Annotated in this window: 25 protein-coding genes; 12 read left to right on the top strand and 13 right to left on the bottom strand. The window is 64.3% G+C overall.

Annotation, left to right across the window (positions count from 1 at the left end; all coding sequences use genetic code 11):
• Positions 1-28: 28 nt before the first annotated feature.
• Entirely contained in the window at positions 29-907 is an 879-nt protein-coding gene (locus X265_RS07720; RefSeq protein WP_128964264.1) for an SUMF1/EgtB/PvdO family nonheme iron enzyme, read from the top strand.
• 43 nt (positions 908-950) lie between these two features.
• Here X265_RS07720 and X265_RS07715 read toward each other — a convergent pair whose 3' ends face one another.
• Genes X265_RS07715 through X265_RS07705 form a run of 3 tightly spaced genes read right to left on the bottom strand, consistent with a single transcriptional unit; the run spans position 951 to position 2,987 of the window.
• Entirely contained in the window at positions 951-1,586 is a 636-nt protein-coding gene (locus tag X265_RS07715) for a GNAT family N-acetyltransferase (RefSeq protein ID WP_128964263.1), read from the bottom strand.
• Positions 1,587-1,608: 22 nt separating this feature from the next.
• Complete coding sequence (locus X265_RS07710) at positions 1,609-2,259, bottom strand: CoA transferase subunit B (RefSeq protein WP_092302797.1); 651 nt, start codon at positions 2,257-2,259, stop codon at positions 1,609-1,611.
• On the bottom strand, positions 2,259-2,987 hold the full coding sequence (locus X265_RS07705) for a CoA transferase subunit A (protein ID WP_128964262.1): 729 nt from the start codon (positions 2,985-2,987) through the stop codon (positions 2,259-2,261). Before X265_RS07705 ends, X265_RS07710 begins: the two co-directional genes overlap by 1 nt.
• Positions 2,988-3,249: 262 nt before the next feature.
• On the opposite strand from X265_RS07705, the gene X265_RS07700 reads away from it, so the two are divergent.
• A complete protein-coding gene (locus tag X265_RS07700) occupies positions 3,250-5,139 on the top strand; it encodes an AsmA family protein (protein ID WP_164938979.1) in 1,890 nt (629 codons plus the stop codon).
• Positions 5,140-5,227: 88 nt separating this feature from the next.
• Here the strand turns inward: X265_RS07700 and dctA are convergent, their stop codons facing one another.
• Positions 5,228-6,610 (bottom strand): C4-dicarboxylate transporter DctA, encoded by a 1,383-nt coding sequence (dctA, locus tag X265_RS07695; RefSeq protein ID WP_128964260.1) that lies wholly within the window; start codon positions 6,608-6,610, stop codon positions 5,228-5,230.
• A gap of 55 nt (positions 6,611-6,665) precedes the next feature.
• The gene (locus X265_RS07690) at positions 6,666-7,739 is read right to left on the bottom strand and encodes a 4-oxalomesaconate tautomerase (RefSeq protein ID WP_128964259.1); all 1,074 of its coding nucleotides are present in this window, start codon (positions 7,737-7,739) and stop codon (positions 6,666-6,668) included.
• A 118-nt stretch (positions 7,740-7,857) separates the two neighbouring features.
• Between X265_RS07690 and X265_RS07685 the strand changes: the two genes are divergently transcribed.
• The 4 genes from X265_RS07685 to X265_RS07670 all read left to right on the top strand — a co-directional run bounded on the left by X265_RS07685 (position 7,858) and on the right by X265_RS07670 (position 12,238).
• Positions 7,858-8,796 (top strand): LysR family transcriptional regulator, encoded by a 939-nt coding sequence (locus tag X265_RS07685; RefSeq protein WP_128964258.1) that lies wholly within the window; start codon positions 7,858-7,860, stop codon positions 8,794-8,796.
• A gap of 229 nt (positions 8,797-9,025) precedes the next feature.
• The gene (locus tag X265_RS07680) at positions 9,026-10,411 is read left to right on the top strand and encodes an ABC transporter substrate-binding protein (protein ID WP_128964257.1); all 1,386 of its coding nucleotides are present in this window, start codon (positions 9,026-9,028) and stop codon (positions 10,409-10,411) included.
• 94 nt (positions 10,412-10,505) lie between these two features.
• The gene (locus X265_RS07675) at positions 10,506-11,375 is read left to right on the top strand and encodes a carbohydrate ABC transporter permease (protein WP_128964256.1); all 870 of its coding nucleotides are present in this window, start codon (positions 10,506-10,508) and stop codon (positions 11,373-11,375) included.
• On the top strand, positions 11,372-12,238 hold the full coding sequence (locus tag X265_RS07670) for a carbohydrate ABC transporter permease (RefSeq protein WP_128964255.1): 867 nt from the start codon (positions 11,372-11,374) through the stop codon (positions 12,236-12,238). Before X265_RS07675 ends, X265_RS07670 begins: the two co-directional genes overlap by 4 nt.
• On the opposite strand, the gene X265_RS07665 is transcribed toward X265_RS07670, so the two are convergent.
• The 6 genes from X265_RS07665 to X265_RS07635 all read right to left on the bottom strand — a co-directional run bounded on the left by X265_RS07665 (position 12,235) and on the right by X265_RS07635 (position 19,980).
• Positions 12,235-12,735 (bottom strand): DUF6622 family protein, encoded by a 501-nt coding sequence (locus X265_RS07665; RefSeq protein WP_128964254.1) that lies wholly within the window; start codon positions 12,733-12,735, stop codon positions 12,235-12,237. The genes X265_RS07670 and X265_RS07665 overlap by 4 nt on opposite strands.
• A gap of 13 nt (positions 12,736-12,748) precedes the next feature.
• The gene (locus tag X265_RS07660) at positions 12,749-13,561 is read right to left on the bottom strand and encodes an ABC transporter permease (protein ID WP_128964253.1); all 813 of its coding nucleotides are present in this window, start codon (positions 13,559-13,561) and stop codon (positions 12,749-12,751) included.
• Between the two features lies 1 nt (position 13,562).
• Positions 13,563-14,474 carry an ABC transporter permease gene (locus tag X265_RS07655; protein ID WP_128964252.1) on the bottom strand — a complete coding sequence of 304 codons (912 nt, stop codon included), beginning with the start codon at positions 14,472-14,474 and terminating at the stop codon, positions 13,563-13,565.
• Positions 14,471-15,640, bottom strand: a complete 1,170-nt coding sequence (locus X265_RS07650) for an ABC transporter ATP-binding protein (protein WP_128964251.1) — start codon at positions 15,638-15,640, stop codon at positions 14,471-14,473. The genes X265_RS07655 and X265_RS07650 overlap by 4 nt, the downstream gene beginning before the upstream one ends.
• A 52-nt stretch (positions 15,641-15,692) precedes the next feature.
• A complete protein-coding gene (locus X265_RS07645) occupies positions 15,693-17,162 on the bottom strand; it encodes a glycerol-3-phosphate dehydrogenase (protein ID WP_128969172.1) in 1,470 nt (489 codons plus the stop codon).
• 139 nt (positions 17,163-17,301) lie between these two features.
• Entirely contained in the window at positions 17,302-19,980 is a 2,679-nt protein-coding gene (locus tag X265_RS07635) for a sensor domain-containing protein (protein ID WP_128964250.1), read from the bottom strand.
• Between the two features lie 205 nt (positions 19,981-20,185).
• On the opposite strand from X265_RS07635, the gene X265_RS07630 reads away from it, so the two are divergent.
• Positions 20,186-21,289, top strand: coding sequence for an NAD(P)/FAD-dependent oxidoreductase (locus tag X265_RS07630; RefSeq protein ID WP_128964249.1), 1,104 nt, complete (start codon positions 20,186-20,188; stop codon positions 21,287-21,289).
• Positions 21,290-21,459: 170 nt separating this feature from the next.
• On the opposite strand, the gene X265_RS07625 is transcribed toward X265_RS07630, so the two are convergent.
• Complete coding sequence (locus X265_RS07625; protein WP_092302764.1) at positions 21,460-21,642, bottom strand: YdcH family protein; 183 nt, start codon at positions 21,640-21,642, stop codon at positions 21,460-21,462.
• Positions 21,643-21,968: 326 nt separating this feature from the next.
• Between X265_RS07625 and X265_RS07620 the strand changes: the two genes are divergently transcribed.
• The 3 genes from X265_RS07620 (at position 21,969) to X265_RS07610 (ending at position 22,806) form a co-directional block, all read left to right on the top strand.
• Positions 21,969-22,175, top strand: coding sequence for a YdcH family protein (locus tag X265_RS07620; RefSeq protein ID WP_128969171.1), 207 nt, complete (start codon positions 21,969-21,971; stop codon positions 22,173-22,175).
• Between the two features lie 141 nt (positions 22,176-22,316).
• Positions 22,317-22,535, top strand: a complete 219-nt coding sequence (locus X265_RS07615; RefSeq protein WP_128964248.1) for a hypothetical protein — start codon at positions 22,317-22,319, stop codon at positions 22,533-22,535.
• 19 nt (positions 22,536-22,554) lie between these two features.
• Positions 22,555-22,806 carry a hypothetical protein gene (locus X265_RS07610; RefSeq protein WP_008131177.1) on the top strand — a complete coding sequence of 84 codons (252 nt, stop codon included), beginning with the start codon at positions 22,555-22,557 and terminating at the stop codon, positions 22,804-22,806.
• A 4-nt stretch (positions 22,807-22,810) separates the two neighbouring features.
• Here the strand turns inward: X265_RS07610 and X265_RS07605 are convergent, their stop codons facing one another.
• Complete coding sequence (locus X265_RS07605) at positions 22,811-23,521, bottom strand: GGDEF domain-containing protein (protein WP_164938460.1); 711 nt, start codon at positions 23,519-23,521, stop codon at positions 22,811-22,813.
• 141 nt (positions 23,522-23,662) lie between these two features.
• Here X265_RS07605 and purE point away from each other — a divergent pair, with 141 nt between their 5' ends.
• Both purE and X265_RS07595 read left to right on the top strand, forming a co-directional pair.
• Positions 23,663-24,151 (top strand): 5-(carboxyamino)imidazole ribonucleotide mutase, encoded by a 489-nt coding sequence (purE, locus tag X265_RS07600; RefSeq protein WP_128964246.1) that lies wholly within the window; start codon positions 23,663-23,665, stop codon positions 24,149-24,151.
• Positions 24,148-25,254 carry a 5-(carboxyamino)imidazole ribonucleotide synthase gene (locus X265_RS07595; protein WP_128964245.1) on the top strand — a complete coding sequence of 369 codons (1,107 nt, stop codon included), beginning with the start codon at positions 24,148-24,150 and terminating at the stop codon, positions 25,252-25,254. Before purE ends, X265_RS07595 begins: the two co-directional genes overlap by 4 nt.
• Positions 25,255-25,277: the final 23 nt, after the last annotated feature.

Raw genomic sequence — 25,277 nt, 5'->3', positions numbered from 1 at the left:
CGGCCCCTTCTTCCTTCCGGGGGCGACCATGCTGATCGCATTCAAGCTTAAACTGGTGCTCGCCTGCGCGGCCGGATTCGCCGGACCGCTCGCCGTTGCGCCGCTGGTTTCCGAGATGACGGCTCACGGCACACAAAGCGAGCCCGCGATCGTCGAGATCGCCGCCGGCAGCTTCGCATATCGCGAGGCCGGGGATTTCACCCGCGGCGGGGAGCAGGCCGAAGCGCCGCTGCGTACATTGCAATTCGACAGACCGCTTCACATCATGCGAGAGCAGGTCTCTTCCGCCGACTATCAGCTTTGCGTGGAGGATGGCGCCTGCCGCGCGCTGGACAAGGACGTCGTGATCGCGCCCGACCGCCCCGTCGTGCAGGTGAACTGGCACGATGCGGAAGCCTATGCGGTCTGGCTGTCGCGCAAGACGGGTAAGCATTATCGCCTGCCGAGCGATGAGGAATGGGCGTTCGCCGCGGGCGCCAGGTTCAGGGATGACGGCGTGCCGGTCGATCAAAGCGATCCCTCGAAGCGCTGGATCAGCCGCTATGAGCGCGAATCCGAGCGCGGCTCCTCCGACACCAGGGCCTATCCGTTCGGCAAGTTCGGCCTGAACGAGCGCGGCGTCTCCGATCTCGCCGGCAATGTCTGGGAGTGGACCTCGACCTGCTTCGTACGCTCGCACCTCGATGCGTCAGGCAATGCCGGCCGACCGACGGTGAATTGCGGCGTGCGTGTCGCCGAGGGCGCCCACCGCGCCTATGTCACCGACTTCATTCGCGACGCCCGCGCCGGCGGCTGCGCGCAGGGCGTGCCGCCCGCCAATCTCGGCTTCCGCCTGGTGCGGGAGGAGAGGACCTGGATGGCGAGCGTGTCGGCACGGTGGAGCAAGGTCTGGGCGGCGCGGTCGTAGGCCACGTCGTCGCCGGATCGCTTCCAATCGAGGCGCGGCGCAATCACATCGTCCGCGCGAACATGCGAAAGCCCGGCGCGCCGATGATCGACTCGAAGGCGGGATCGCGCTTCTCTTCGGCAAACGCGAAGCCCGCCTTGGCATAGGCGCGCTCGGCGGGCTCGTTGCCGATCAGGAACGAGATCGTCGCGCGGGCAAATCCGGCCGCCCGCCCCTTCTCCAGCGCGTGTGCGATCAAGGCCTGCACGAGACCACGGCCGCGATAGGCCGGATCGGTGGCGACATGCTCGATCATCCAGTCGCCCTCGCCGCCCTGAACCCAGCAGGCTCGCGTGTAGGCACCGCGCTGTCGGATGGCGTCCAGTTCCGCCGCGGCGAGCCCTGTCGCGAAACCGACCTCCTCGATCGCGCGCCAGGCCAAAAGGCCGGTGTTCGCCGCAGGCACGGCGCAGAGCGCCGCTGCCGGTTTCCCGTCAATCTCCGCGACCAGGAACTGCGAGACATGCCACATCGACACCGCGCGTGCCGTCGCAACGCGCGCAATGAAATCGAGGCACCGCGCTTCAGGCCAGCCGAGCGCGACGTCGAACCAGCCGCGCGAGCGATAGCCGCGCATCGATGACAGGATGATTCCGGCGATGAAATCGGCGTCTTCGGGACGCGCAGACCGGATCGTCATGCGCGCCCCCTTGGCGAAGACCTTACGTGTTCTTCAGCGCGACGCGGAATTCGGCCTCGGTCTTGGCCTTGACCTCGTCGAGCGTGACGCCGTCGGCGAGCTCGATCAGGGCCATGCCGCCGCTGCCGTGCTTGTCGATGGTGAAGACGGCAAGATCGGTCACCACCATGTCGACGACGCGCTCGCCGGTCAGCGGCAGATTGCACTTCTTCAGCAGCTTGGCGCCGTCCTTGGCGGAGTGCTCCATCACCACGATGACGCGCTTGACGCCGGCGACGAGATCCATCGCGCCGCCCATGCCCTTGACCATCTTGCCGGGGATCATCCAGTTGGCGAGATCGCCGTTCTGGGCCACCTGCATGGCGCCCAGGATCGACAGGTCCATGTGGCCTCCGCGGATCATGCCGAAGGAATCCGCGCTCGAGAAATAGGAGGTCGAGGGCAGCTCGCTGACGGTCTGCTTGCCGGCGTTGATGAGGTCCGGATCGACCTCGTCCTCATACGGGAACGGGCCCATGCCGAGCATGCCGTTCTCGCTCTGCAGGGAGACATCCATGCCGTCGGGAATGTAGTTCGAGACCAGCGTCGGGATGCCGATGCCGAGATTGACGTAGTAGCCGTCGCGCAGCTCCTTGGCGGCACGCGCCGCCATCTGTTCGCGGGTCCAGGCCATCAGACTTCTTCTCCCGTTGCAGCCGCAGAGGGACGCGGCCGGGTGTTGCGGAACTCAATACGCTTCTTGGCCGTGCCGACCTCGACGATGCGCTTCACGAAGATGCCGGGGGTGTGGATGTGATCGGGATTGAGCTGGCCCGCCGGAACCAGATGCTCGACCTCGGCGACCGTGATCCTGGCCGCGGTCGCCATCATCGGGTTAAAGTTGCGCGCGGTCTTGCGGTAGATGAGGTTGCCGGCGGTGTCACCCATCCAGGCGTGCACGATGGCGAGGTCGGCGAACAGGCCGCGCTCCATCAGATACTTCTCGCCGTCGAACTCCTTCACTTCCTTGCCTTCGGCGATCAGCGTGCCGACGCCGGTCTTGGTGTAGAAGGCCGGAATGCCGGCGCCGCCGGCGCGGATGCGCTCGGCCAGCGTGCCCTGCGGATTGAACTCGAGCTCCAGCTCGCCGGCGAGGAATTGCTGGGCGAACAGCTTGTTCTCGCCGACATAGGACGAGATCATCTTCTTGATCTGCCGGGTTTCCAAGAGGCGGCTGAGACCGATGCCGTCGACGCCCGCATTGTTGGAGACGACCGTCAGCCCCTTCACGCCGGACTCGCGGATCGCGTCCGACAGCTCCTCGGCGATGCCGCAGAGGCCGAAGCCGCCCGACATGATCATCATATTGTCTTTCAGAATACCGTCGAGGGCCGACTTCGCGTCGGGATAGACCTTATTCATGCAGGAAACCTTCGGCTTGCAGGCGTCGCGCCCTATTGGCGGCGATTATTAGGCGAAATCGTCCGAAGCCGTCAATGATACGGGGTTCTCCGCATCGCGGCCCGGTGCTAGAAGCTGCCCACACCGTGGGCAGACCCGTCCGCGGCCTTGAAAGCGACAAGAAAACCCATCAAGTTGCAGGGGTTGGGCGTGGGGGCGCTCAGGTTTCCCGCCCCGCCCATTTGGCTCCAGCGACCAACTCGATCAGGACATGCCATTGACCATGGCCCAAGGAATGAAGCGCCTCGGCACGCCGATCGCGGCGCTGCTCGGCGTTGCGCTGATCGCCTTGATCGCGACCTCCTGGCTCATCAACCGCGACGCGCTGCGCAAGGCCGTGGAAGCGCAGATCCGCGACGTCACCGGGCTCGAGCTCAGTGTGGCAGGCAGCATCGACATTTCCGTGCTGCCGGCGAGCTACATCTCCTTCCATGACGTCGGCCTCAAGGGCGGCGGCACGGCCGACCCCGCGCTCCATGTCGACGTACTCACCGCCAATCTCCGCCTGCTGCCGCTGTTGCTGCAACGATTCGAGATCGCCGACCTGACGCTGCTGCGGCCTCACATCCATGTCAGCCTGAAGCCGGATGGCGAGAGCAACTGGACTCCCTTCATCCAGACCATCGCACGCACGATGAAGCCCGGCGCCGACAACCAGGTCTCGTTCTCGGAAATCAGGATCCAGGACGGCGTGCTCAATTACGAAGACATGGCAACGCACGCGACCGAGAAGTTCGAGGACATCGATCTGTCGCTGGCCTGGCCCTCCATCTCGCGCTCCTTCGCTGCGACCGGGCAATTCGACTGGCGCGGCGAGCGCGTCGACGGCTCCATCAGCTTTGCCGATTTCGTCGCCGCCCTCTCCGGCGACCGTTCCGGGCTGAAGGCGCGGATCGCGAGCGCGCCGCTCAAGCTCGCCTTCGACGGCAGCGTCGCCAACCGCACCAGCCCGATGATGGAAGGCACCCTCACCATCGATAGCCCGTCCTTGCGCAACGCGCTGCGCTGGACCGGGCAGCCGCAGCCCGGCAGCGGCGGCTTCGGCCGGTTCACGCTGAAGGCGCGCGCCAACGTCGTCGGCGCCTCGATTGCACTCACCAACGTCAATGTCGAGCTCGACGGCAACGCCGCCGAGGGCGTGATGACCTATGCCAACAACGGCCGGCAGACCTTGCAGGCGACGCTCGCCGCCGACGCGCTCGACTTCACGCCTTACATCTCGACCTTCCGCCTGCTCGCGAGCGGGGCGCGCGACTGGAACAGGCAGCTGTTCGACCTCAACGGCCTCTCGACCACCGACCTCGACATGCGCCTGTCGGCAGCCAAGCTGACGGTCGGCCCGACCAAACTCGGCCGCACCGCGATCGGCGCCAATCTGCGCAACGGCACGCTGGCGCTCTCGGTCGGCGAGGCGCAGGTCTATGGCGGCATCGCCAAGGGTTCGTTCGGCATCTCGCGCGCCGACACCGTCGCCGACATCAAGGCGCAATTCCAGTTCACCGACGTCGACCTCCAGGCCTGTGCCACCGAACTGTTCGGCCTCAGCAAGCTGTCCGGCCGCGGCAACATCAACGTGTCTCTCGTCGCCTCCGGCTCGAGCCCGTTCGGTCTGATGCAGTCGCTCGACGGTACCGCCACGGTGACCGGGCACGACGGCGCGATCTCGGGCTTCAATGCCGAGCAGCTCCTGAAGCGGCTCGAGCGCCGCCCGCTGTCCGGCGGCGGCAATTTCCGCAACGGCTCGACGCCCTACGACAACCTCACCATTGCGGTGAAATTCGCCGACGGGATCGCCACCGCCGAGGACATCCGCATCGAGGGGCCTTCGGCGAAGATCACGCTGACCGGCACCGCGTCGGTGCCGACGCGCGAATACGACATGAAGGGTGTCGCCAGCCTCAACACGGCCTCCGGCTTTCAATTGCCCTTCATGGTGCAGGGTCCCTGGGACGATCCGCTGATCTTCCCCGACCCCGAGGCCCTGATCCGCCACTCGCCCGCCGCGTCTCCTTTCCTCGACCTCTTGAAGCAGCGCATCACCGGCGGAAAGCGGCAAGAGCCTGAGGGATCGCCGACGGCGGAGAACGCCAAAGAGAACGCCAAATCCAACTAGCGCGATCGATGCCGCTCTCTCCGTTCGGTCGTCTCCTTAACTTCAGGCGCGACTTGCCGGGTTGAACGCGGCGAGCGGCTGGTTTCCGTCAGGCAGCCGATCGCGTCGTCGCGATCCAGCTCTTGTCCTCGGCTACCGTCGCCTCGCGGATCCCCGCGCCGGCCGGGGCTTGCAGAGCGCCGCTCTGCCCGAGTTCACGGGCCAGCACTTCGCGGTCACAGGCATTCTCCCACAGGGAAACAGTGATCGCCGCGACGCAGTTGCTGATCATGCTGGTCAGGGCCCGCGCTTCCGACATGAAGCGGTCGATGCCGACCAGCAGCGCCACGGCGGTCACCGGCAGATCCGGCATGACGGTGAGGGTCGCGACGAGTGCGACGAAGCCGCTGCCGGTGACGCCTGCCGCCCCTTTGGACGTCAGCAGCATCAGTCCGAGCATCGCCGCGATCTGCCCCCACGACAGGTTGATATCGCAGGCCTGCGCGATGAAGATGGACGACAGGGTGAGATAGATGGCACTGCCGTCCAGATTGAAGGAATAGCCCATCGGCAGCACGAGCCCCGACACGCCTTTCCGGCATCCGAGTTGCTCCAGCTTGCGCAGCGCGCCAGGCAGCGCCGGCTCCGACGAGGACGTGCCGAGCACGATCAGCAATTCTTCCCTGAAATATCGGATGGTCTTCCACAGGCTGAAGCCGTTCAGCCGCGCCAGCGTCCCGAGCACGACGACCACGAAGACGGAACAGGCGATATAGAAGGTCAGGATCAGCAGTCCGAGGGAGCCGATCGAACGGACACCGTAGCGGCCGACCGTGAACGCCATGGCGCCGAAGGCTCCGAGCGGCGCGAGCTTCATGATGAAGCCGAAGGACACGAACAGCACGTGCGAGAACGAGGCGACCGCCTTTGTCACCGCGACACCTTGGTCGCCGGCACGGCTGAGACCAAAAGCGATCAGGATGGAGACCAGAAGGACCGGCAGCACCTCGCCGTCCGCAAACGCGCCAAAGAACGAATGCGGGATGATGTGCAGCATGAAGTCCGCAAAGCCGGTCGCAGCTGCCTGCTTGGTGAATTTCGCAGCCACCGACGGATCCAACGTCGCGACTGAAACATGCATGCCCGCGCCCGGCTGGATCAACGAGACGGCCATCAGCCCGGCCAGCAGCGCGAGCACGGTCAGCAGATAGAACAGCGCCATGGACTTCACCAGCGTGCGGCCGACCTCGCGGGAATCGCTGATGCTGTTGATGCCGCTCACGATGGTGCAGAACACGATCGGTGCGATCATCATCTTGACCAGCTTGACGAAGCCGTCGCCGAAAGGCTTCAGCGCGGCGCCGAATTCAGGCCAGAAGTGGCCCGTGAGGACGCCGAGCATGACGCCGATCAGGACCTGGACGTAGAGGATCCGGTAGAACGGCTTCCGCGCCTCGATGACCTCGTATCCAATCCGCGCTTCCTTGTGCATGATCGCTTCTCCCATGGCTCTGATTTTTTCTTGATGGCTGCAAAAGCGGTGGCCCTCAGGCCGCCAGGACCGCATGAGGCACGTGCGACCGGCGAGCGAAGATCTGGCCCTCGAAGATCCGGCGGGCCGTCCGCTGCACCCGGGCGACCGGCCCGGGCTCCAGCCGGACCAGGAGCTGGCCGGAGGGATGGGCGAGCGTGATCGGCACCGGCGCCGTCAGCGGTCCGACCATCTCCGCGGCGATCGTTCCGGGCGTGAGGCACGCCGTCGCAATCGCGACGGCGCCGGTCACCGCCAGCGCGCTATGGCAGTCATGCGGCATGAAGTACCTGACGTTCAACGTCGCCCCGCTTGCCGGTGCAATCAGAACCGGCTTCGGGATCACCATGTTGGCGGCGTCAGGAAGACCCATCAGGCGCCCGGCCTCGATGCGCAGCGTTTCGAGACGCGCGCGAAAGCTGCTGTCGGCGAAGTCCGAAGGCGCCTCACGGCCGGTGCAGCCCAGGTCCGCCGCGCGGACCAGCATCACAGGCATTGCCGCGTCGATGCAGCTCACGTCGATCCCATCGATGCGGTCGACCGGCCGTCCCGTCGGCAGCAGGCGACCGGTGCGTGCGCCGGCCGCGTTCGGAAACGACAGTTCGATGGGCGCGGCCGTTCCCGGAACGCCGTCGATCCGCGCCTCGCCCTCGTAAGTCACGCGCCCGCCGGGGGTGGCGACCGCCGCATCGATCAGCTTGCCGGTGTTGACGTTGTGGATGCGCACATGGGTGATATCTGCTGTCGCGGCGATCAGGCCGGCTTCGATTGCGAACGGCCCCACCGCCGCCAGCATGTTTCCGCAGTTCGGCGACGTATCCACGACCCCTTCGCGGACACGGACCTGGGCAAACAGGTAGTCGACATCGGCGCCTGGAACCGATGCCGGTCCGACGATCGCCACCTTGTTGATGACGGCATTGCCGCCGCCGATCCCGTCGATGCCGAGATCGTGCCCGCCTCCCATCACCGACAACAGCAACGCATCGCGCTGCTGCGGATCGACCGGAAGGTCGCGGGCCAGGAAAAACGGCCCGCGCGAGGTCCCACCGCGCATGACCACACAGGGAATGGCAATCTGATCGTTCATGGTGCTGTTCCGTTCGGCGAACTCTTCGCCTGACCCAGAACATCCTCCCTCCGAACTCTTTTGTGAAATGCAAATATCTGAGGTATTATTTCGTATATCGGTATAATAGGAGCTCGCCATGAACGCAGAACTGCTCGACCTCAAGGCGTTCATCACCGTCGCGGAAACGGGAAGCTTTGTCCGGACCGCCAAGGCGCTCAACCTGTCTCAACCAGCGCTGAGCCGCCGCATTCAGAAGCTGGAGGAAAGCCTCGGCGCTCCGTTGCTGGAGCGGTCGACGCGCCACGTCAATCTCACCATGACCGGCCGCGACTTCCTGCCAAAGGTGCGGCGCCTGATCGACGAGTTCGAGACTTCCGTGCTCGCCATCCAGGATATCGGCGCGCGAAGCTCGGGCCTGGTCTCGGTGGCGGCGGTGCCGACAACGGTGTTCTACTTCCTGCCGCGCGCGATCGGCCGGTTTGCCGAAGCCTATCCGCGCATTCGCGTCCGCATCCTGGACATCGGTGCCAACGAGGGATTGGAAGCGGTCGCGCGCGGAGAGGTCGACTTCGGCATCAATTTCATCGGGGCCTCGCATGCCGAGATCGAATTCGAGAAGCTGGTCGAGGATCCTTTCGTGCTGGCCTGCCGCCATGACCATCCGCTGGCATCGCGCAAACAGGTCAGCTGGCCGGATATCGTGCCGCACCGGGTCATCACCGTCGGCCGCAACAGCGGCAATCGCGCCTTGATCGACAATGCGCTGGCGCGACACGGCCTGCAGCTGAACTGGTCCTACGAAGTCGCTCACCTCTCCGGCTCGCTCGGCCTCGTCGAAGCGGGCCTCGGCATCGCCGTGCTGCCACGGCTGGCGACACCCGCCGCCGGCCATCCGATCATTCACACCATTCGCTTGACCGAGCCGGAAGTGTCGCGGACGATCGGCATCGTGCGCAGGCGCGGGGCGACACTCTCTCCGCATGCCAGCCAATTCCTCAAGATGCTGCTCGAGGCATGGCGTTCTCCTCCGCAAGCCCGCGGGCAAGGCAAGCCGCGGTCAAGCCGTTCGAAATAGAGGCTCGTAGGCGCGTGGCGCTGCGCTTGGTCGGGCTGAGCCGCGACGCACAAGGCGAATTGATTGCCGCGAATTGATGCGGCGATTGGATCGATGCGCGCGTTAAGCATCTCCCTGAGGCTCTGTCCCCGCGACATTGGTCTGACAAGATGGCGCTAGATCGGACTTCCGCCATGCGCTAGTGTTTTATCCGACCGGTTAAAACACCGGCCGTTTGAGGGAGAAAAACGTGAGATCCAAGGTTATTGGCGCAGTATCATTGGCGGTCGCTGCGGTCGGGCTGTTTGCAGCCGCCGCACCCGCCTTTGCGCAGCAGAAAACGATTACGGTCTGGTGGAGCAAGGGCTTCTACCGCTCCGAAGACGACGCACTGATCGAGACGATCAAGAAATTCGAGGCCAAGACCGGCATCAAGGTCGAATTGTCGCAGTATGCGATCCAGGACATGATTCCGAAGACGGTCGCCGCCCTCGACGCCGGCACCGTGCCGGATGTCGCCTACTCCGATTCCTATGACGTGCAGGCACAGGGCAAGTGGGCCTATGAAGGCAAGCTCGAGGATCTCACCGACGTCATGGAGCCGATCAAGGATCGGTTCGTGCAGAACACGCTTGACGCCTCGATCCTCTACAACGACGTCGCCAAGAAGAAGGCCTATTACGGCTTCCCGCTGAAGCAGCAGAGCATGCACGTCCAGATCTGGAACGACATGCTGGAGAAGGCCGGCTTCAAGCAGAGCGACATTCCGAACGACTGGACCGGCTACTGGTCGTTCTGGTGCGACAAGGTGCAGCCGGCGATCCGCAAGGCCACCGGTCAGCGCATCTATGCCGTCGGCCAGCCGATGGGCGTGGAATCCACCGATGCCTTCCAGTCGTTCTACACCTTCATGGATGCCTATCACGTCAAGCTGGTTGACGACGACGGTAAGCTCCTGGTCGACGATCCCAAGGTCCGCGACGGCCTGATCAAGGCGATGAAGGACTACACCGACACTTACATCAAGGGCTGCACGCCGCCGTCCTCCACGACCTGGAAGGATCCGGACAACAACGTCGCCTTCCACAACAAGACCATCGTGATGACCCACAACTTCACGATCTCGATCGCGGCGAAGTGGTACGAGGACTCGCAGAACCAGGCGCTCACCCAGGAGCAGCGCGACGCTGGCAAGAAGGCCTATGAGCAGGACATCATCACGGCGTCCTTCCCCAAGGCGCCGGATGGCTCGACGATCAAGTACCGCTCCGACGTGAAGACCGGCTTGATCTTCACCGCGGCCAAGAACAAGGCCGAGGCCAAGCAGTTCATCAGCTTCCTGCTCCAGGAGGATAATGTTCGCCCCTATATCGAGGGCGCGCTCGGCCGCTGGTTCCCGGTGACCAAGGAAAGCCAGGAAAGCCCGTTCTGGCAGGCTGACAAGCACCGCAAGGCCGTGTACGCGCAGTTCAAGGGCGGAACCGCGCCGTTCGACTTCACCAAGAACTGGAAGTTCACGATCCTCAACAACGAGAACGTGTGGGCCAAGGCGATGAACCGGGTGGTCAGCGAGAAGGTTCCGGTCGACAAAGCGGTCGACGAACTGATCGCCCGCATCAAGCAGGTCGCGGGTTAAGTCCATCCTCCCTCTCCCCGCCTCGCGGGGAGAGGTGTAAGAACAACACCGGCCGCGTTTCGCGGCCGGCTTCTCTTTGAAGAGTCCGAAAAGAATGGCGATCACGCTCTCTGGCGATCAGGCGATCGCCCCACCCTTGTCGTCGCGGCTGAGCCCGGCGCAGGTCTGGGGCATCGTGCTGCTCACGCCCTATTTCCTCGTCTTCCTCGCCTTCGTCGTCTACCCCGTCTGCTACGGGCTTTGGCTGGCGCGAGCCCCATCGAACTATGTCGCGCTCTACAACGACCCGATCTTCGCGCGCGCCGCGGTCAACACGCTGATCTTCCTGGTCATCGGCATCAACATCAAGATGCTGATCGCGCTGTTCCTGTCCGGCTTCTTCGCCCAGCAGCGCACCTGGATCAAATGGCTCTCGGTGATCTTCATCCTGCCCTGGGCGGTGCCGTCGATCCCGACCATCCTGTCGGTGCGGTTCATGCTCAATCCCGAATGGGGCATAATCAATCACTACATCTTCGCCTTCACCGGTGACGACGGCCCGAACTGGCTGAACGACCCGACCGTGGCGCTGACCATGGCGATCGCCGTGCACATCTGGAAGTCGCTGCCGTTCTGGACGCTGATCCTGATCACCGGCCGCCTTGCGATCTCGCACGATCTGTTCGAGGCCGCCGAGGTCGACGGCGCCAGCTGGTGGCAGAAATTCCGCTTCATCACCTGGCCGTCGATGCAGACGCTCTACGTGACCTGCACGCTGCTCTCGATGATCTGGACGCTGGGCGACTTCAACAGCGTCTACCTTCTCACCGGCGGTGGGCCGGCCGACCTCACGCATGTGCTGTCGACACTCGGCATCCGCTATCTCCGGCTCGACCAGCTCTCGCTGGCGATGGCTTCCATCGTCTGCGCGATGCCGTTCGTCCTGCCGCTCGTGTACTTCATGATGAAACGGTTGTCGCGATGAAGCTCCCCGGCGTAAGCGAATTTTCCTGGCGTGACGTCGCCACCGAAGCGCGGCTGCTGCTGATCGGCATTCCCGTCTTCCTGTGGACGATGATTCCGATCTACCACATGTTCCTGTTCGCCATCTCCCCGAAGGAAGACGCTTTCTCGGGCAAGCTGTGGCCGGACCACCCGACGCTGCACAACTTCGAGATCGTGTTCAAGCAGCAGCACTATTTCCTGCGCGACTTCTACGTCCAGTTCTGGAATTCGGTGGTGATTGCAGCCGCCGTCGGCGCGCTGACACTGGTCGTCGCAACTGCCGCGGCGTTCTCGATCTCGCGGCTGAAGGTGCCGGGCGGACGCATGGTGTTGAACCTCGCGCTGTTCACTTATTTCATCCCCGCCGCGTTCCTCGCCGTGCCGATGTACCGCACCATGGGTAATTACGGCCTGCTCAACAATCGCTGGTCGCTGATCCTCGCCATGGTGACGATCGCCTCGCCTTACGCGATCTGGGTGCTGAAGCAGGCCTCGGACAAGCTGCCGGTCGAGCTCGACGAAGCCGCGGTGATGGACGGCGCCACGACGCTGCAGATCTTCCGCCTGGTCTATCTGCCGCTGATGATGCCGTCGCTGGTCGCGATCGGCACTTATGCGGTGCTGCTCGCCTGGAACGAATATCTCTACGCGTTCCTGCTGCTCTCGAACGACCAGGACATCACGCTTCCCGTCGCGCTCGGCAACTTCCTCGCCGCCGACGATTCGCCGTGGGAGCTGTTGATGACCACCGGCTTCATCTACGCGCTGCCGCCGGCCGCGGTCTACTACGCCTTCCGCCGCTACATGGTGGGCGGGCTGACGGCCGGTGCGGTGAAGTCCTAGACATCGGCCGCGCGCTTCCTGCGATATGCAATCAGCAGCGCGATCATCGAGCCAAAGAAATAGCCGGCGGTCGCGCCCGAGATGGCGCGGCCGACAATGATGGCCACGGCGCGGTCGCCGGCGTCGATCGCCGAGATCACGCTCACCGTATATTGTAGAAAAAACACGACGAGATTGCGGATCAGCCCGAACGCGCTGCCCGGCCGGATGATTTCCCCGGTCTTGCGATCGACATCGAACGGGCGCGGCGTCAACACGCCCAAAGGCAGCAGCGCCAGCGCCGCCACGATCCATGCGACGAGCGGCCACTGGTTATCCTGGTGCCCAAAGCCAATCCGCGAGACGCCCCAGACGATGAACACGACCGGGACGATCAGCGCGCGCCAGATCGGCGCCTTGCGCGGCTGCATCGACTTGATGCCCTGCCAAACCAGATAAGCGAGCAGGATCCAGACCCATGGCGGCGTATGGATCACTATCTGATATACGAACATCATGGCCTGTTCTCCTCTACAGAGGCGCTGCACTCTCGCCCTGCGAGCTCGACAGTTTTGAAGCAAGCGAGGCGATGACGATGACCACCGCGATCAGCGCGATCACCAGCGTGCAGATCGCATTGATCTCGGGCTTCACGCCCAGCCGCACCTCGGAATAGATCCGGATCGGCAGGGTTGCCGAGCCGGGGCCGGTCGTAAAGCTCGCGATCACGAGATCGTCGAGGGAGAGCGTGAAAGCCAGCATCCAGCCGGCGACGATCGCGGGCGCGATCAGCGGTAACGTCACCAACAGGAAGGCGCGAACCGGAGCACAGCCGAGATCCATCGCCGCCTCCTCCAGCGAGCGGTCGAGCGAGCCGAGACGCGACTGCACGACCACGGCGACGAAACACATCGTCAGCGTGGTGTGGGCGATCGTCACGGTCCAGAAGCCGCGCTCGGCGTTCAGCGCCACGAACAGCAAGAGCAGCGACAGTCCCGTGATCACCTCCGGCATCACCAGCGGCGCATAGAGCATGCCGGAGAACAGCGTGCGGCCGCGAAAGCGCTCGCCGCGCGCCAGCGCCACGGCGGCCAGCGTGCCGAGCAGCGTGGCTATCGTGGCGGATGAGACCGCGACCCGCAGGCTCATCCAGGACGCCTCGATCATGGCCCGGTCGGCGAAGAACTCGTGATACCAGCGCAGGGACCAGCCGCCCCACACCGTCACCAGCCGCGAGGCGTTGAAGGAATAGATCACGAGAATGAGGATCGGCAGATACAGGAAGGCGAGGCCCAGCGCGAGCGAAGCGATGTTGAAGCGAGACAGGCGGGAGACCTTGCGCATCTCAGCGCTCCTCCAGCTGCCGGCGCTGCAGCCGCTCGTAGAAGAGAAGCGGCAACAGCAGCACCACGAGCAGCAGGATCGCCGCGGCTGAGGCCACCGGCCAGTCCTTGTTGGTGAAGAATTCAAGCCACAGCGTCTGGCCGATCATCAGCGAATTGGAGCCGGCGAGGAGATCCGGAATCACGAACTCGCCGACGATCGGGATGAAGCAGAGCAGCACACCGGCGCCGACGCCGGGCAGCGACAGCGGGAAGGTCACCAGCCAGAACACCTGCCAAGGCGGCGCGCCGAGATCGCTGGCGGCCTCTTCCAGCGCCGGCTCCATCCTGGCGAGCGTGGCGTAGAGCGGCAGGATCATGAACGGCAGATAGGAATAGACGATGCCGATATACATCGCCGTGTCGGTGGACAGCCACACCACGGGCTGGCTGACCAAGCGCAGCGCCAGCAGGATCTGGTTGAGCAGGCCGTCATGCTGGAGGATGTTGATCCAGGCATAGATGCGGATCAGGAACGAAGTCCAGAACGGCACGATCACCAGCACCATCGCCACCGCCTGCCAGCGCTTCGGCAATCGCGCCATGCCATAAGCGATGGGATAGCCGATCAGAAGCAACAAGCCGGTCGCCGTGAGGGCAACGGTCAGACTACGGAGGTAGGCGAACACATAGAGGTCGTCGGAGGCGAGCAGCCGAAAATTGTCGATCGAGAGCGCGGCAAAAGCCGCCTGGATTGCGGTCCACCCTGCCGTCAGATCGAACAGCGGCTCGTAAGGCGGCTGCGCGATCACCGTCTGCGACAGGCTGATCTTCAGCACGAAGCCGAACGGCACCAGGAAGAACAGCACCATCCAGACATATGGCGCGATCGCGGCAAAGCGCGCCGGCCGCGCGAAAATCCGGCGCGCGCTCATGACGGCAGCACCACGCAGTCGTCGGGCGTGAACCAGGCGACGACATGCTGGTTCAGGCTGTAGGCATCCACATCGAGGCGGGCGCTGTTGGCGACGGACGCCTGCACCATCCCACCGGCATCGAGCTTGACCTTGTAGGTGGTGGTGCCGCCGAGATAGCAGATGTCGGCGATCACGCCGTCCAGCACGTTGATCGCGGTTCCACGACCCACCTCGCTCACCGGTCCACGACGCGACAGCTTGACCTTTTCGGGGCGGATCGCGACCGAGAACTTGACGTCACCGAGCGGCTGGCGCGGCTCGGCCACCACCAGCGTCCCCGCATCACGCGTGCCGACGACCAAGCGATGGCCATCGCGCAATTTGGACTCGGCGTCGAACAGATTGATGTCACCGACGAACTCCGCGACCCAGCGCGAGCGGGGTGCCTCGTAGAGCTCACGCGGAGACGCGACCTGCACAAGCTTGCCTGACTTCATCACGCCGATCCGGCTGGCCATCGTCATCGCCTCCTCCTGGTCGTGGGTGACGATGATGAAGGTCATGCCGAGTCGCCGCTGGAGCTCCATCAACTCGCCCTGCGTGTTCTCGCGCAGTTTCTTGTCGAGCGCTGCGAGCGGCTCGTCGAGCAGCAGCAATTGCGGCCGGCGGGCCAGCGCGCGGGCCAGCGCGACGCGCTGCCGCTGGCCGCCGGAGAGCTGGTCGGGCTTGCGCTTCTCCAGCCCCTCGAGCTTCACCAGCGCGACCATCTCCGCGACACGGGGGGCGATGTCGGCGCGCGACATGCCGGCGCGCTTGAGGCCGAAGGCGATGTTGTCGCGCACCGACAGATGCGGAAACAACGCGTAGTTCTGGAACATCATGTTGATGGGGCGCTCGTGCGGCAGCGCCTGCGCAATGTCCTTGCCGCCGAGCAGGATGCGCCCTTCGTCCGGGGCCTCAAACCCCGCGAGCATGCGCAGCAGCGTGGTCTTGCCGCAGCCGCTCGGCCCGAGCAGCGCAAAGAATTCGCCGGCCTTGATGTCGAGCGATACGCCGTCGACGGCACGGAACGTTCCGAACGTCTTCACCACGCCCTCGATGCGCAGCAGCGGCTGGCCGATGGACGGAGACACATCTCCTGCCGCAGCGACCGCGGTATCCGTTCCAGGCAATTCGTCAGTCATCGTCCCAGCCAACCCCAATGCCGCCGCACGCTAGCCGCGGAACGTCCTTTGCTCAACTGGTTCGAGCCAAGTCCGCTATGAAGGCCGCCAGTGCGTCCCGACCCGCGGCAGGCATGGTCAGGCCGAGCTTGGAACGGCGCCACAGGATGTCGTCGGGAAAGCGCGCCCATTCACGGGCCATGAGATAGCGCACCTCGGCGCCGGTCAGTTCAGGACCGAAGGCCGGGCCGAGCTCTTCGCGTGTCTTCGCCTCGCCCAGCACATCAGGCAGCCGCGTGCCGTAGCCCGCGACCAGGCGGCGCGCTTGCGGCTCGGAAAGAAACCGCCAGCGGTGGCGCGCCAGATCGACTTCGGTTTCGAAACGATCCCAGGCGAAATCGCCGCCGGGCAATGCTGCGTCTGAAGTCCAGGGCCGCGACATCGGATAGAACGGCGTCAGCCGTGTCACCGCCCGCTCGGCGCGCAGCCGCGAGGTCGTGACGTCGCCACCGAACATCGTGAGCAGCGGCGCCTTGCGCCGGCGCGCGTGGAACAGCGTGGTGACGTCTCTTCGCCGTGCGGCTGCGAGCGTCAAATTGACGCCGGAGACCGTGCGCACAACGTCGGTCGGGGCGACGCGCTCGCGGAAGTAACGGCTCACGGCCTCGCAGAGATAGCTGACATCGGCACCCGGCATTGCGACAACCGCGGGATCGCCGGTGAAGTCGTGCGTGACCGTGCCGACCAGCGTGAAGTCGCGTTCGAACGGGCTGACAAAAATCAGCCGACCGTCATTGTTCTGGAACACATAGACGTTGTCGGATTCGAACAGCCTGGGCACGACGATCTGGCTCATCTGTACGGCTGCCATTGCCGGCAGCGGCTGTCGCAGCACCGTCTCAGCGACCAACGATGTCCAGCCCCCGGTGGCATTGGCCAGCGCACGTGCCGTGATCACCCGGCGATGGCCGCGATCGACCAGCGCGAGCCGCCAGATGTCGGTCCTGTCGGCGCGGACGCAGCGCGCCCCGGTGCGGATCGTGGCGCCATGCTCGGCGGCATCCAGCGCCGTAAGCACGACGAGGCGCGAATCGTCGACGATACAATCAGCGTATTCAAATGCGATACCGAACGGACGCTTCAGCGCGTTGCCGACCGGATGATGCGTGATGTCGAGCGTGGTCGATTGCGGCAGGCCGCCGCGGTTCGCCAGCGCGTCATAAACATACAATCCGGCCCGCAACAGCCATGGCGGACGCTCGTCCGCATGCGCCGGGATCACAAAACTCATCGGCCGCACCAGATGCGGCGCGATCCGCAGCCAGGTTCGGCGTTCGGCAAGAGCTCGGCGCACCCGCCGGAAGCCGCGACGCTCCAGCACCGACAAATCGCCATGGATCAGCCGCGGCGTCGCCGACGAGGCTGCTCCGCCGAGATCGCCCTGTTCGATCAGGATGACCCGCAGGCCGCGGCCGGCCGCATCGCGCGCGAGGCTGACGCCATTGAGGCCGCCACCGATGATCGCGAGGTCGTAATCCGCCATGAAACCGTCGAGAGGGAGCGAGCCAAGTCTCTCCTCACTAGAGCCTTTTCCGTTCCGATGGAATCGGAACGGGGCTCTAGATTCTTGTCTTGACGCGTTTTCTTCACGCGAACCGGTAGCCACTTCGCTCGAAAACGCTCTAGCCCGTCTTGAGCGCAAGCTCCATGGTCTCGACGCGGCCGACGAGGCCGGCATATTGCCCGATCGGCAAGGGCTTGCCGAGCAGATAGCCCTGCACGCCGTCGCAGCCTTCGCGCGCGAGGAACGCGAGCTGGTCAATCGTTTCGACGCCCTCGGCGATGATCGACATTTCGAGGCCGTGGCCGAGGTCGATCACGGCGCGGACGATCGCGGCCGATTGCGGATTGCGGCCGAGATTGACGATGAAGGCGCGGTCGATCTTGATCTTGTCGAACGGGAACGCCTGCAGATAGCTCAACGATGAATAGCCGCTGCCGAAATCGTCCATCGAGATCCGCACCCCGAGCGCCTTCAGCCGACGCAGCAGCGCCAGGCCGCGATCGAAATCCTCGATCAGCACGCCCTCGGTGATTTCGAGCTCGAGCCGGCCGGGCGCAAGGCCCGTCTCGATCAGGATCGAATGAACAAGCCCGACAACGTCGCCGTGCATGAACTGCGCCGGCGACAAATTGACCGCGACCTGGAGCGGCTTCGGCCACGACGCCGCCTCACGGCAGGCCTCGCGCAGAATCCATTCGCCCATCTCGACGATCAGCCCGCTTTCCTCGGCGATGGGGATGAAGTCGGCGGGCGAGACCTGGCCGCGCACCGGGTGCTGCCAGCGCGCCAGCGCCTCGAAGCCGATGATCTCGCTCTCGGCGACGCTGTTGCGCGCGATGCCCTGCGGCTGGAAGGCCAGCGACAGCTCGCCGTTCTTGATTGCCATCGAGAGGTCCTGATGCAGCACGCGGCGGTCGCGGATCTGCTGGTCCATCTCGGGCTGGTAGAGGCTGATCGTGCCGCGCGATTTCTGCTTGGCGCGGAACAGGGCCGCGCCGGCATTGGCGAGCAGCGCGGCGCCATCGGGGCCATTGTGCGGGAAGATCGACATGCCCGTGGTGATGCCGGCACGAACCGCGCGGCCATCGATGTGGAACTCCGGCGCCAGCACCTCGCCGAGCTGCTGCGCCAGCGCAAGGCCTGCATCGGGCTGCTTGCCGTCGATGATCAGGCCGAATTCGTCGCCGGACAGGCGCGCCACCAGGCCGCCGCGTGCGGCATCCTGGAGCCGCTGCGCCACCTCGACCAGCAGCTTGTCGCCAAGCGCGTGGCCGAACACGTCGTTGACCTCCTTGAGGCCGTCGAGATCGACGCAAAGCACCGCGAACTCCTCGTCGGTGCCCTCGCAGGCCTCGATCATCTGGTTCAGCGCCTGGAGGAAGGCGGCGCGGTTCGGCAGGTCGGTCAGGCCGTCGTGATAGGCCATATGCGCCATGCGCGACTCGGTCTGCCGGCGGTTGGTGACGTCCTCGTGGGTCTTGATCAGATATTGCGGCTCGCCGGCGTCGTTGAGCACCGTGGCACGGCGGGTCAGGAACAGGCGCAAGCCGTCCTTGGTGGAGATCGGATGCTCCTCGGTGATCATCCCGCGCTTCTTGATCGCGGCCTCGTCGCGCGCGATGATCAGCTTGGCTTCCTTGGCATTGAAGATATCGGAGGCGGTCAGGCCGGTGGCTTCCTCGCGCCTGCGGTTGAGGATCGTCTCGGCGCTGCGATTGGCGAGCAGGTAGCGGCCATCCTTGACCTGCTCCACGATCAGCGCGACCGGAATGTTGTCCACCACGAGCTCGAGGAACTTCTTGGTGCTCTCCAGCTCCTTGGACAGCGATTGCCGATCGGTAATGTCCTCGAACACCACCAGCAGGAATTCCGGCTTGTTGCTCTCGTTGCGAACCACGATGCGGATCGAGGCAACCATGCGCCGCGCACCGGCACGATCGACCTCGAACTCGTTGCGGTACTGGCCATCGGGCGAATCGAGCGCCGCCCGGTCGGCCGCCTCGATGCTGGCCGCCGAGCCGGGCGCAAACAGCTCCCGCGCTTTCCTGCCGACCGCGAAGTCAGGCGACAATCCCCAGAACCGCTCATAGGCGCTGTTCGCGAAGATATAGCAGCCGTCCTCGATGTTCTTGGCGGCGACGCAGGCGGGCACGTGGTCCAGCACCGATTCCAGGAATTGCTTGGTCGCGGCAAGCTGCCGCGACAGCTTGCGCTGCTCGCTGACGTCAAGATGGGTCGCCACCGAGCCGCCGTTGGGCAGAATGAAATATTTGACCAGAATGGCGCGACCGTCGGGCAATTCGGTGATCAGGCCGTTGGGACTTGACGCCTTCTCGTAGAAGTCGTCGTCGGAGACGCCAAGGACCCCGCGCTTTCGCCTGAGCTCAAGGATGTCGTAGCCGGTCATCCCGGCCCGGAGATCCGAGCGCGCCAAGCCGTAGATCTCGAGATAGCGGTCGTTGCAGAAGATGATGCGACGCTGCGCATCCGTCATCACTACGCCCTGATTGAGGTTGTTCATAGCGGAAGAGATGAAGGCGTTGCGGCGCAGCTGCGCACGCCTGTTCCGACGCAGCGCGGAATGGATCCACAGCGCGATGGCGACCAGGAACGCGCAGACGACGATGCCCCCAATCAGGACTTCCCAGATCAGATTGGGATCGAGATCGCCGAGCCGGCTCGGCGCCGCGAGGCTCTCCGCATAGGCACGCGAAGGCGCGACCGCGCCGGTCAGGCCCACGACGGCCTGCACAGCAATCGGAAGCATGCTGCCTTCCTGCCAGTTCTTCTCAGCCATCAGCCACCCGCGATTTCAACTGCGGATTGTCTGGCTTCACGGGTTTGGATCGGGTAAACGCCTGTACGCCCAACAGAAAAATGTGACGTGAATTACGGCAATTGCCCTGACATGATAAATGCTTCCTTAACGGAAAACGGCCGCACGGCAGGCCTGCAAGGCAAACCGGCGCCATCAGCCTCTTCAACAGGGCGCCAGCACAACCATGGATAGGGTCGACTGCGTCGTCGTCGGAGCCGGCGTGGTCGGGCTCGCGGTGGCAAGGCGGCTCGCACAGGCCGGCCGCGAGGTGATCGTGCTCGAGGAAGCCGAGGCCATCGGCACCGTGACCTCCTCGCGCAACAGCGAGGTGATCCATGCCGGAATCTATTACCGTGCCGGAAGCTGGATGGCCCGCATGTGCGTCAGCGGCAAGCACGCGCTGTACCGCTATTGCGGCGAGCGCGGCATCCCGCACAAGAACTGCGGCAAGCTGATCGTCGCGACGAATCCGAAGGAAACCGAGAAGCTGCAATCGATCAAGGCGCATGCCGAGGCCAATGGCGTGCTCGACATGCAGTTGCTCCCGGGCGAGGCCGCACGCGCGCTGGAGCCGGCGCTGGCCTGCGATGCCGCGCTGCTGTCGCCCTCAACAGGCATCATCGACAGCCATGCCTACATGCTCTCGCTGCGCGGCGAGGCCGAGGAGGCAGGTGCAGCCTTTGCCTTTCACACGCCGCTGATCCGCGCCAAGGCGGATGGCGGAATCATCGAGATCGAAGCCGGCGGCGAAGCGCCGATGACGCTGCAATGCGGCCTGCTCGTCAACGCCGCAGGACTTTCCGCAACGAGCGTGGCACGTCACATCGACGGCATGCCTGTCGACCGGATTCCGCCGGCCTATCTCGCCAAGGGCAATTATTTCAGCTGCAATGCGCGCGCGCCGTTCTCCCACCTGATTTATCCGGTGCCCGAGCCCGGGGGGCTGGGGGTGCATTTGACGCTGGATATGGCGGGACAGGCGCGCTTCGGCCCCGACGTCGAATGGATCGAGACGATCGACTATGAGGTCGATCCGTCACGCGCCGAACGCTTCTATCCCGCGATCCGCAAATACTGGCCGACACTGCCCGACGGCGCACTGATGCCGAGCTATTCGGGCATCCGCCCGAAGATCGTGCCGCCGGCGGTGGCGACACAGGATTTCCTGATGCAGGGTCCGCGCGATCATGGCGTTGCAGGCCTGATCAATCTGTTCGGCATCGAATCGCCGGGCCTGACGTCGTCGCTCGCGATTGCGGACCACGTCGCGGAGCTCGCCGAGATCTAGATCGGTTTCAAATCGGGTGGAGACCGGTTCGCGTTAGGAAACGCGTCCAAACAAAAGCTCATGCCGCGCAACGATCATCGCGCGGCGCGCACCTTACAGCAGGGATGAGCGCAAGCGTCTCATCCCTGTCTGAAGGGCTACGATCGAACTTGACGCTGTTACGGGGGTTACTAGTGAAGCGTGTCGCCGGACTGCTTCAGTCGCTCTATCTGGTCCTTGACCAGCAACTTGCGGCGCTTCAACTCAACAATTTGCAGGTCGTCTGTTGAAAGGTGCACGAGAGCTTCGTGCAATTCGTTTTCGAGAGTTTTATGCTTCCGTTCCAATTCAACCAGATGTGCCTGAATTGTCATTCGAAACCTCCTCGGTAGGTGTGAACCTTGGATTCGATCCGGACGAGGAAGTGTACATCACCGATTCGTTCTGTCGATGGGTATCCGTCGTCGCACCGTCATTTTTGAAAATTCATATGTAATGAAGCGTGAGTAAGGAACCACGCGCCGAAAGATCCATGATATCAATGCGCTTGCGCAACGCGGCTCCGAATCATTGAAATATCTTGCGGGATGGCGGTGTGAGGAGAGGCAGATCGCTTGCGATCACGCCGCGCAAGGACGATAATTTCCACAGGGCATCCACAGCCTTGATCTCAAGCTATCGGTTTTCGGCCACCGCAGACATGACCCATGAAAACGAGCGTGAGCTCGAAGCTGAGCTCACCCGGTTGCAGCAGGAACACCGAGATCTCGACGCGGCGATCGATGCACTGCATCAATCGCCTGCCCCCGATCTGTTGCGGTTACAGCGGCTGAAGAAACGCAAGCTGTTGTTGCGCGACCGCATCGCCTTCATCGAAGACCAGATCACGCCCGACATCATCGCCTGACCCGCGAGCACCTGCTCTCGTTGGCTTCGCCGGCGAATTGCCGCGCGTGAATCGCTTGACTCAAAAAGAACAAAAGAGGAACATAAATACTGCCCCCGGCCCCCAGGAAACGCCCAAAGACAACCCGCAAGGACGCTGCCGATGTCAGTCCCCGCCCTTCTCGACAACAGCCATTATGAACAGGCCTGCGATCAGGCGATCGCGATGTGCGACGGCAATCTGCGCAGCACCATCAAGGCGCTGATCATGGCCAACGAATATCTGGAAGCCGAGCTGGAGGAATTGCAGGCGGCGATTTCGGCCGGCTGCATCCCCGAGACGTCGCGCAGCAAAGTGCGGAGCAACAGCAGCGCCGCCTGAGCTTCAAAGGAGCAACGCCATGTCTGATGTGACCTATTACGTTGCAATGCCCTTCCTGATTGATGCCGACGGATCGCCTGTCGCGGGCGCCGCCGAGGAATGCCAGAGCTCGACAGCCGCGTTGCGGCGCGCCGAGGCGCTGGCGCGCGGCACCGGTCATATCGGCGCGGTCGCATTCAGCCGCAGCGGCGATCCCATGACGGGCGAATTCGGCGATGCCACGCTACTGCGCAAATTCGGCAACGTGCCGGAAGATCTCGCCACCCTCTAGGGGGTCAGCTGCTCACGAGCCTGATCCGCGGCTCGTGCCGTCGATGGGCCTTGCGCACATACATGGCTGCATCGGCCTCCTCGAGCGCACGGACGGCCTCTGAGTGCACACCAAGCAGCGAGATGCCGGCTGAGGCGCCCGCCGTGACGTGCTGGCCGCGAAAGGTGAATGACAAATCGTCGATCGCCTGCTCGAAGATGGCGGCCTTCGCCTTGGCATCGGTCTCGCTGAGATTCCACAACAGCAAGGCAAACTCATCGCCACCGAGACGACCGACCACGTCGGAGGCGCGGATCTGCCGCGTCAGCGTCGTGGCGATCGCCTTCAGCACCTCGTCCCCCGCGGCATGACCGAAGGAATCATTGATCGGCTTCAGCCGGTCGACATCGAGCACGATCAGCGCGCCGCTGGCGCGGTAGCGCTTCATATAGGCGATGGCGCGCTGGAGCTCGCGCTCGAAGCCCCGCCGGTTGGGTATATCCAGCAGGAAATCAGTGTCGGCCGCAGCCTCGAGCTCGGCAACGCGACGCAGCGCCTTCGCCAGCTTGGTCCGCAGGCTGCGGATGACGGCCTTGCTGCCATCCTTGCCCGCGTCATTGGCGGCGGCCGCGCGGCGCGACGCCGCAACCCGCTTAGGTGCAGTTTTCGTGCGGCTCCCGCTGGTTTTCCGGCCCTTTTTGGCCTTCGCGGCGGTCGCCCTTTTTGGTTTCTTCATGGGCTTCCTGCTCAATGAAGGCTTGCGGGGATTCACCAAGACAGGATAGTGCATTCCCTTCTCCTTGCCACCGCCTTGCGAGCCGCCGGCCGGAACCGTTAATCTGGCCTATCCTTCTGTTTTCCGAGCACAATTGACGTCATGACCGCGCCGATCGCCATCATCATGGGAAGCCAGTCGGACTGGGAGACGATGCGGCACGCTGCCGATACGCTTGCAGCGCTCGGCGTCGCCTCCGACTCCCGCGTCGTTTCGGCACACCGCACCCCGGAGCGCCTGTTTACCTTCGCCAAGGGCGCCAAGGCTGCCGGCTTCAAGGTCATCATCGCCGGCGCCGGAGGGGCTGCGCATCTGCCCGGCATGGCCGCGGCGCTGACGGAACTGCCGGTGTTCGGCGTACCGGTCGAGTCCAGGACGCTGAAGGGGATCGATTCGCTCTATTCGATCGTTCAGATGCCCGCCGGCATTCCGGTCGGCACCCTCGCGATCGGTAAGGCCGGCGCCATCAACGCGGCGCTGCTCGCGGCATCGGTGCTGGCGCTGTCCGATCCTGATCTGTCGGACCGTCTCGCCGCCTGGCGCAAGGCCCAGACCGAGGCGGTTGCCGAGCGCCCGGAGGACAAGGCGTGACTGACGCAAAGCAGGTGAAGCTGAAGCCCGGCGACACCATCGGGATCCTCGGCGGCGGACAACTCGGTCGGATGCTGGCCATGGCCGCAGCACGGCTCGGCCTGCGCTGCCAGGTATTCTCACCCGATCCGGACTCGCCGGCGTTCGACGTCGTGCTGAACGCGACCTGCGCCGAATATGCCGACGTCGAGGCGCTCGAGCTGTTCGCTCACGACGTCGACGTCATCACCTACGAATTCGAGAACGTGCCGGCCGCAGCCGCCATGGTGCTGGACGCGCGCCGCCCGGTGCTGCCCAACCGCAAGATCCTCGAGACCACCCAGGACCGCCTCGCCGAAAAGGATTTCGTGACGCGGCTCAGCATCGGTACTGCAGGCTATGCCGACGTCACTTCCGTTTCCTCGCTGCGCGAGGCGATCGCCAGAATCGGCCTTCCCGCGGTGCTGAAGACCCGCCGCTTCGGTTATGACGGCAAGGGCCAGGCCATCATTCGCGAGGGCGACGACATCGCGAAAGTCTGGACCAGCCTCGGCACCAAATCGGCGATCCTGGAGGCGTTCGTGCCGTTCGAGCGCGAGATCTCCGTGATCGCCGCACGCTCGGCATCAGGCCAAGTCGAGTGTTTCGACGTGACCGAGAACGAGCATCGCGACCACATTCTGAAGATATCGCGTGCGCCGGCGCCGATCCCCGATGCGCTGGCTGAAGAGGCGCGCAGCATCGCGGGCAAGATCGCGACCGCGCTCGACTATGTCGGCGTGCTCGGCGTGGAGATGTTCGTGCTCGCCAATGGCGGCGGATCGAAGGTGCTGGTCAACGAGATCGCCCCGCGCGTGCACAATTCCGGCCACTGGACGCTCGACGGCGCGTCCGTCTCCCAGTTCGAGCAGCACATCCGGGCCATCGCAGGCTGGCCGCTCGGCAAGCCTGTGCGCCACGGCGAGGTCGTCACCATGACCAATCTGATCGGCGACGAGATCAACGATTACGAGAAGTGGCTGAGCGTGCCGGGCGCGACCGTGCACATCTACGGCAAGGGCGCTCCGCGTCCCGGCCGCAAGATGGGCCACGTCACCGAAGTCCGCCCCTCGAAGGGCAAGTAAGGGGACCGCAGCAAGAGCTCCGA

Source organism: Bradyrhizobium guangdongense (genome assembly GCF_004114975.1).
Classification (GTDB): Bacteria; Pseudomonadota; Alphaproteobacteria; order Rhizobiales; family Xanthobacteraceae; genus Bradyrhizobium; species Bradyrhizobium guangdongense.
This window is presented reverse-complemented; position numbering and strand designations above follow the sequence as displayed.